The sequence below is a fragment of the Rhodopirellula maiorica SM1 genome (genome assembly GCF_000346295.1).
Taxonomy (GTDB): domain Bacteria; phylum Planctomycetota; class Planctomycetia; order Pirellulales; family Pirellulaceae; genus Novipirellula; species Novipirellula maiorica.
The window spans coordinates 1-6241 of record NZ_ANOG01000795.1 but is presented as its reverse complement, the minus strand read 5'-3'; the positions used below and the strand labels follow the sequence as shown (position 1 = coordinate 6241).

Annotated in this window: 4 protein-coding genes and 1 pseudogene; 2 read left to right on the top strand and 3 right to left on the bottom strand. The window is 54.5% G+C overall.

All coding sequences use genetic code 11. The annotated features are described in order from the left end of the window. Positions 1–262 (bottom strand): annotated as a pseudogene (locus tag RMSM_RS25825) (hypothetical protein); the annotation flags it as partial. A gap of 234 nt (positions 263–496) precedes the next feature. On the opposite strand from RMSM_RS25825, the gene rnhA reads away from it, so the two are divergent. Next, positions 497–961, top strand: a complete 465-nt coding sequence (gene rnhA, locus RMSM_RS25820; RefSeq protein WP_008703651.1) for a ribonuclease HI — start codon at positions 497–499, stop codon at positions 959–961. A gap of 212 nt (positions 962–1173) precedes the next feature. Then, positions 1174–3831 carry a DNA gyrase subunit B gene (locus tag RMSM_RS25815; protein WP_008703649.1) on the top strand — a complete coding sequence of 886 codons (2658 nt, stop codon included), beginning with the start codon at positions 1174–1176 and terminating at the stop codon, positions 3829–3831. A gap of 303 nt (positions 3832–4134) precedes the next feature. Here the strand turns inward: RMSM_RS25815 and RMSM_RS25810 are convergent, their stop codons facing one another. Both RMSM_RS25810 and RMSM_RS41330 read right to left on the bottom strand, forming a co-directional pair. Then, positions 4135–5664: a sulfatase family protein gene (locus tag RMSM_RS25810; RefSeq protein ID WP_008703646.1), complete on the bottom strand. Its 1530-nt coding sequence runs from the start codon at positions 5662–5664 to the stop codon at positions 4135–4137. Between the two features lie 151 nt (positions 5665–5815). After that, positions 5816–5977, bottom strand: coding sequence for a hypothetical protein (locus RMSM_RS41330; RefSeq protein WP_008703643.1), 162 nt, complete (start codon positions 5975–5977; stop codon positions 5816–5818). Positions 5978–6241 lie beyond the last annotated feature (264 nt).

The following is a 6241-nucleotide window of genomic DNA, read 5'->3' as shown; positions in this document are numbered from 1 at the left end:
CGGGGGCAAACGGCGCCGGGTTGTTGCCCGGATTGATATTGGCGAAAAAGTTCGGTCCTTGCAGCGAGAAACCAAACTGATTGTTTTCAAACGAGCTCGTACCGATCTGTTGGAACGGCACCGCCGTGTTGATCATCTGTGCCATTGCAGCAGACCGATCAAGGGTGAGCATCGTAACGCTGATCACGGCAACACAGGCGGCCATCCTCAGTCCGCCACGATCTTGGAGAACAAAATTGGATTGTGGTGGCTGACGTTCCATCGTGGATTCCCCCCCGAAAGCGTAGTTGGCTGGCCAGCGTCGGTGTGATGACGATGCGGTCGATGTTCGATAGGCCATGCATTTGTTAATGTATCGAGTTCGCTGTTCAAAACGAACAGATATCAACCGTTTTCAAGTGGCTGGCACACCTTTTCATTAGACAGTTGGGTTGGCGACGGTTTGCGGAGCCGTCTGCGCCGAGCATGATTTTTCAAGGGAATGAGGAAAGTAGGGATGAAAAAAGTCGATCTTTTCACCGATGGTGCATGCAGCGGGAATCCGGGGCCAGGCGGTTGGGCGTTCATTTTGCGATGCAACAAAACGGACAAAGAGCTTGAACGCAGCGATGGCGAACCCGAATCGACCAACAATCGAATGGAGTTGATGGCGGTGATTCGCGGACTCGAATCGCTGAAGGAACCGTGCGAGGTCACACTGCATGCCGACAGCACCTATGTGGGCCAGGGGATGACTAGCTGGATGAAGGGCTGGAAGAGCCGTGGTTGGAAACGCAAAGACGGTTCGAAATTGGTACCGATCAAGAACGAAGAGCTTTGGCGTGAACTTGATCAATTGATGCAGAAGCACAAGATCATCTTCAATCATGTCAAGGGCCACGCCGGTCATCTCGAGAACGAACGTTGTGACCAACTGGCGGTCCAGGCGTACCAAAAATACCTACCCCGATCGGCTCGTTAAATTGCTTGCCGCTAGAGCTCAAAAGTGGAGTTTCAGCGTGGGTTTGTTGAGAAACGGCTGAGTCGTTTTCAAAGCCGCTAAAACACCGTAAAAACGCGTTGTTTTCGCACGCCTAGGAGGCATCGCGGAATGTCGAGAAAAACGTTAGAATACGTCGCATAGCGATTAACTTTTTTCGGCTACTTCCCGAGTGTTCTCGATACAGGCTTTTCATGAGCGACGACTCCCAATCGGAACCCCCATCCGACGACGCAACCCCTGCTGCTGACGCAAACGCAACTCCCGAGGTTGCCTCGACCTCTGACCCGGCGGGCGGCAGCGCAGCGGTCCCTGAAACGCAGCTTGATACCGCCGCGGCTCAGCAAGTTGCCTCAATCCAGGTCTCCACAGCCCCCAAAGCAAATTCGGAATATACCGACAAAGATTTGCAGCACCTCTCGGATCTCGAGCACGTCCGCGAGCGTCCCGGGATGTATATCGGCGACACCTCGACGCGGGGGTTGCATCACTTGGTTTACGAAGTTGTCGACAACTCGATTGACGAAGCGATGGCGGGATTTGCGAATTCCGTCTCGGTCACCGTTCACACCGATGGCAGCGTCACGGTCGAAGACGATGGACGAGGCATTCCCGTCACGCGTCACGACCAACTTTCCGAAGAACTCGACCGCGAAGTCAGTACGCTCGAAGGCGTGATGACGGTGCTGAAGTTTGGTGGCAAGTTCGAAAAAGGTGCCTACCAAACCTCAGGCGGTCTGCATGGCGTCGGCGTGACGGTCGTGAACTTTCTGAGCCAATGGGCCGAAGTCGAAGTTAGCCGTGACGGTTTCACCTGGACCCAGGAATACGAACGTGGAGTGCCCACCGGTCCCGTCGTCAAAGGCCGTGTGACCAAACGCGCAGGAACAAAGACCACGTTCAAAGCGGATAATCAAATCTTTAGTGTCACGAAGTACAGCTTCGATACACTCTTCAAACGGCTTCAGGAATTAGCGTTTCTGAACAGTGGCGTGCACATCAAATTTCATGATGAACGCAATGGCGAAGGAGGCGATTTTAAGTACGAGCGTGGGATCGTCGAGTTTGTCGAGCATCTCAATCGTGCCAGCGATGTATTGCATAGCGACGTGATCCAATTGCAAGGCGACAAGGACGGAACTCAGTTCGATATCGCGATGCAGTACAGCGCCGAGTACACCGAAAACGTCCAATCCTACGTCAACAACATCCATACGATCGAAGGCGGTACCCACGTCTCGGGGTTCCGGTCGGCGTTGACGCGGACGTTGAACAATTACGGCAAGAAAGAAAATCTATTCAAAGGATCTGCGGTTCCCGGCGGCGACGATTTTCGCGAAGGCATCACCGCGGTGATCAGCGTTCGTGTCCCGCATCCACAATTCGAAGGCCAAACCAAAACCAAGCTAGGCAACAGCGATGTGGAAAGCATCGTCGCCGCCGGCGTGGGAGAACAGTTGGCCAAGTATTTCGAAGAGAACCCGCGGGTCGCCAAGACAATTGTTCGCAAAGGCTTGCTCGCTGCGGAAGCTCGCGAGGCGGCACGCAAGGCCAAGGACTTGCTGCGAAAACGGAAAGACGCGTTGGGCGGCGGCGGATTGCCTGGGAAACTTCGCGATTGCATCAGTAAAAAGATGGAAGAGTGCGAAGTGTACTTGGTGGAAGGTGACTCGGCAGGTGGTTCGGCCGAGGGTGGCCGGATGCGGCAATACCAAGCCATCCTGCCGCTTCGCGGTAAGATCATCAACGCTTACAAGAGCCGCGAAGACAAAGTGTTGGCCAATGAAGAAGTTCAGTCGATGATTCAAGCGATTGGAACCGGGATCGGGGCCGATCAAGACTTGACCAAACGTCGTTACAACAAAGTCATCATCATGACTGACGCCGACGTTGACGGCAGTCACATTCGCACGCTGTTGCTGTGTTTCTTCTATCGTCAAATGTATCAATTGGTTGCCGCAGGACATGTTTATGTGGCCCAGCCACCATTGTTCCGCGTCCAGCACGGCAAGTCGCGTTACTACATTCAAAGCGAAGAAGAGATGAAGTCTCGATTGCTCGAACGTGGTTTGAACGACACCTATTTCGAAGCCGAAGATGGACGGCGGGCCGAAGGCGAAACGATGCGGCAACTGTGTATCACGTTGGCGTCGATGGAAGATGCGATTCTGGCGCTCGAGCGTCGTGGTTTCAGTTTGAAAATTCATGCGGTTCGCCAAGATCCCGTAACCGGCCGCTTGCCGGCGCTATTGTTGACGCATGAAAACGAAGAGCACTGGTTCCATAATCAAGAAGACGTCGAAACGATGCTTAACGAGCGTGGTTGGCGGCTCGATAATGAAGAGGTCGACGAAGACGAGCTGCAGCTGACATCGGATGAAGCTGGCGACAAGACGGCCGAGCCAGCAGCGCCGGAGGTATTCGCCCACCTGGCCGAGCTGCATGAAGTACGGACGATCAACAGCGGACTGAAAGACCTAGTGCCGCTGCAGTTCACACTCGAGGATTTGATCCCGATCGAGCGAACCGGTTCAACCACGGCACGGTTCGAATTGGTGCGGGGCGAGGACACTCGTCGACCGCTGGAAGATCTTCGCGAACTGCTTCCCGAAGTCCGGGCTGCGGGTGAAAAAGGGTTGCAAGTGACTCGCTTTAAAGGGCTGGGCGAAATGAACGCGGAGGAGCTCCGCGAAACAACCCTCGATCCGACCAACCGTACACTCGTCAAGGTGAACATGACCGACGTCGGTGCCGCCGATGAAATGTTCCGCCTGTTGATGGGCGAAAAAGTTGAGCCACGACGCGACTTCATCGAGAAGCATGCGTTGGACGTGCGAAACCTCGACGTCTAATCTCGCAACTTGCTTCGACGTTCGCATTTTGACCCTCCTTCGGGAGGGTTTTTTCGATGGCTAAAACCCAACGAAAAGTCGGGAATCAAAGACGGCGTGAAATTATCACAAAAGTGGTTGGCGACGGCCCGAACTGCGAACATCAACCGCGAGACGAAGCACGCCAACGATGGCGATCCGCAGTTCCGCTGTGGAAATGGAGTCAAAAGACACGCCTTTCGCTCGTCCCATTATCGCTCGTCCCACGCAGCGAAATGCGATTTGTCCCGATTGGATCGGAGGTCGGATCGTCCGCGGTTCGTGCTAATTTTTGCTTTTCCAAAGTTGAATGGATTCGACGTCATTCTTCGCATCCACTCCTTCGCTGCTGCGGCCTCGTCGGACGTCCGATTCAAGCAGACCGAGCAATCGGTTTACGATGTCGGGTTCGCTCCGATAGAGGTTGTTTGTTTCGCCGATGTCCGTCGCGAGGTTGTACAGTTGAACTTGCGGCGCGTCGGCGGAAACATTCTTTTCTCGGGGTGCAGTTAACCCGCCGGAGCCACGCGCCAGCAAGAGTTTCCAGTCGCCAGCTCGGTAAGCAAAATGCCCGTCGATTGCGTGGTGGACGATTCCCCGCCGAGTCGATTGGATCGGTTGTCCCTGCAGCGCGGGCAAAAAACTGACGCTGTCCTCTGCGGTTCTCGGCGGCAATTCTGTTTGCAAAAGATCCGCACACGTGGCCATCAGATCCCACTGGCCGATCGTTTCGTCCGAACGAGTACCTGCTGCGACTTTGGCGGGCCATCGGAGTATAAACGGCACGCGGTGGCCGCCTTCCCAGAGATCACCTTTGGAGCCTCGCAGCGGCCCACTGACGTAGTGGCCTGCTTCCTTCAGCTGTTCGATCTTTGCCATTTTCGAACAGCCGTTGTCCGTCGTGAAAATGACGATCGTATTCTCTGCACTCGCCGATTGATCAATCGCATCCACGATCGCTCCGACCACGTCATCGGTTTGCATGACAAAGTCACCGTAACGCCCCACGGCACTTTTCCCCTGCCACTCGCGTGACGGCAAGATCGGAGTGTGTGGCGAGTTCAATGCGATGTAGGCAAAGTAAGGTCGCCCCGTTGTTTGCCGCTTGATGTAATTCACCGCTTTTTGTTTCAGTACGGGCAGAACGTCAACGGCTTCGAAGTCAGGTTCCGCCGGTCCTTCGCGTTGGTACTTTTTAGTTGCCGTCGCTTGGCCCACGAAGCGGTCATTCTCGATATAGATGAACGGCGGCATGTCGAGCGATGCGGAGATACCGTAGAAGTAGTCGAACCCACGCGACGTCGGACCGTTTTTGATCGTTCCCTTCCAATCGATGTTTTTGGGGCTGTGGCCTTTACCGGGTGCCTTGCCGTCGGTAGTGGGTAGATCCATTCCCAGATGCCATTTGCCGATCGCGGCGGTGTTATAGCCTTGTTCTTTTAAGAAGCCGGCCACCGTCAACCGATTTGAATCAATCAGCGGCGGGCTATATCCGTACAGCACGAATCGCTGCAGCTTAGTACGCCAGTTGTAGCGTCCGGTCAGGATGCTGTATCGCGTTGGCGTGCATACCGAAGACGATGAGTGCGCGTCGGTCATCAACATGCCTTGCGCCGCCAATCGATCGATCGCCGGCGTGGGAACTTTGCAGCGGTCGGGATTCATTGCCGATACCTCGCCATATCCCATATCATCGGCAAGGATGAACACGATATTCGGTGGGCTCGCCGAGACCGGTGCAGTATCCACGGCAATCGCAATGGGAATCATCGCGACAAAGAAAAGTCCCACCGCAGCAGTGGTCGTATGCTTCACAAAACGGTCCTGATCGTGTTCTAACGTAGCATCGCCAGGACGAAGCCTGGCGATGATCTAAGGTTGGCCGGCACTTCGGCAATATTTGCGTCCGTGGTTCATTGAGAGTCTTCTAATACCGCTTCCTCAGTCGCGAGGAGAGGGGGCAGGATCACTCTTCCTCGGCCTCTCCATCCGGTTCCACATACCCTGGCTCCCATTGTTTTTCCAGTTCGCGAGCCTCTTCCACTAGCTCAGGGTGCTCCTCTAGGTAACTGGATAGTTCATCACGATCGGCGGTCGTTGTATTGCCTTGCTCGGAACAGCCACTCATCAAGCCGACTGTTCCCAATGAGAAGACTGCAACAAGAGCGAAAGATAGAGATATGTTTTGTTTCATCATACGGATCCCAAAAAAGAAAAAGAAACTTCCTGGAATGACGGACCTTTTGATTTAGCCAAGTCATTGCCAGAACAAAAGCGGTACCAGCTCAACCGCTGGTACCGCGAGAATTTTCAATGCATTGCCGTCCTAGCAAACGTCTTTCGCCAGGGCATCGCAGCTACAAATGGGTGGGGGACTTAGTGGCCGGGAGAC

Coding starts and splice junctions, on each gene's coding strand:
- rnhA (WP_008703651.1), top strand. CDS start 497: ATGAAAAAAGTCGATCTTTTCACCGATGGTGCATGCAGCGGGAATCCG.
- RMSM_RS25815 (WP_008703649.1), top strand. CDS start 1,174: ATGAGCGACGACTCCCAATCGGAACCCCCATCCGACGACGCAACCCCT.
- RMSM_RS41330 (WP_008703643.1), bottom strand. CDS start 5,977: ATGAGTGGCTGTTCCGAGCAAGGCAATACAACGACCGCCGATCGTGAT.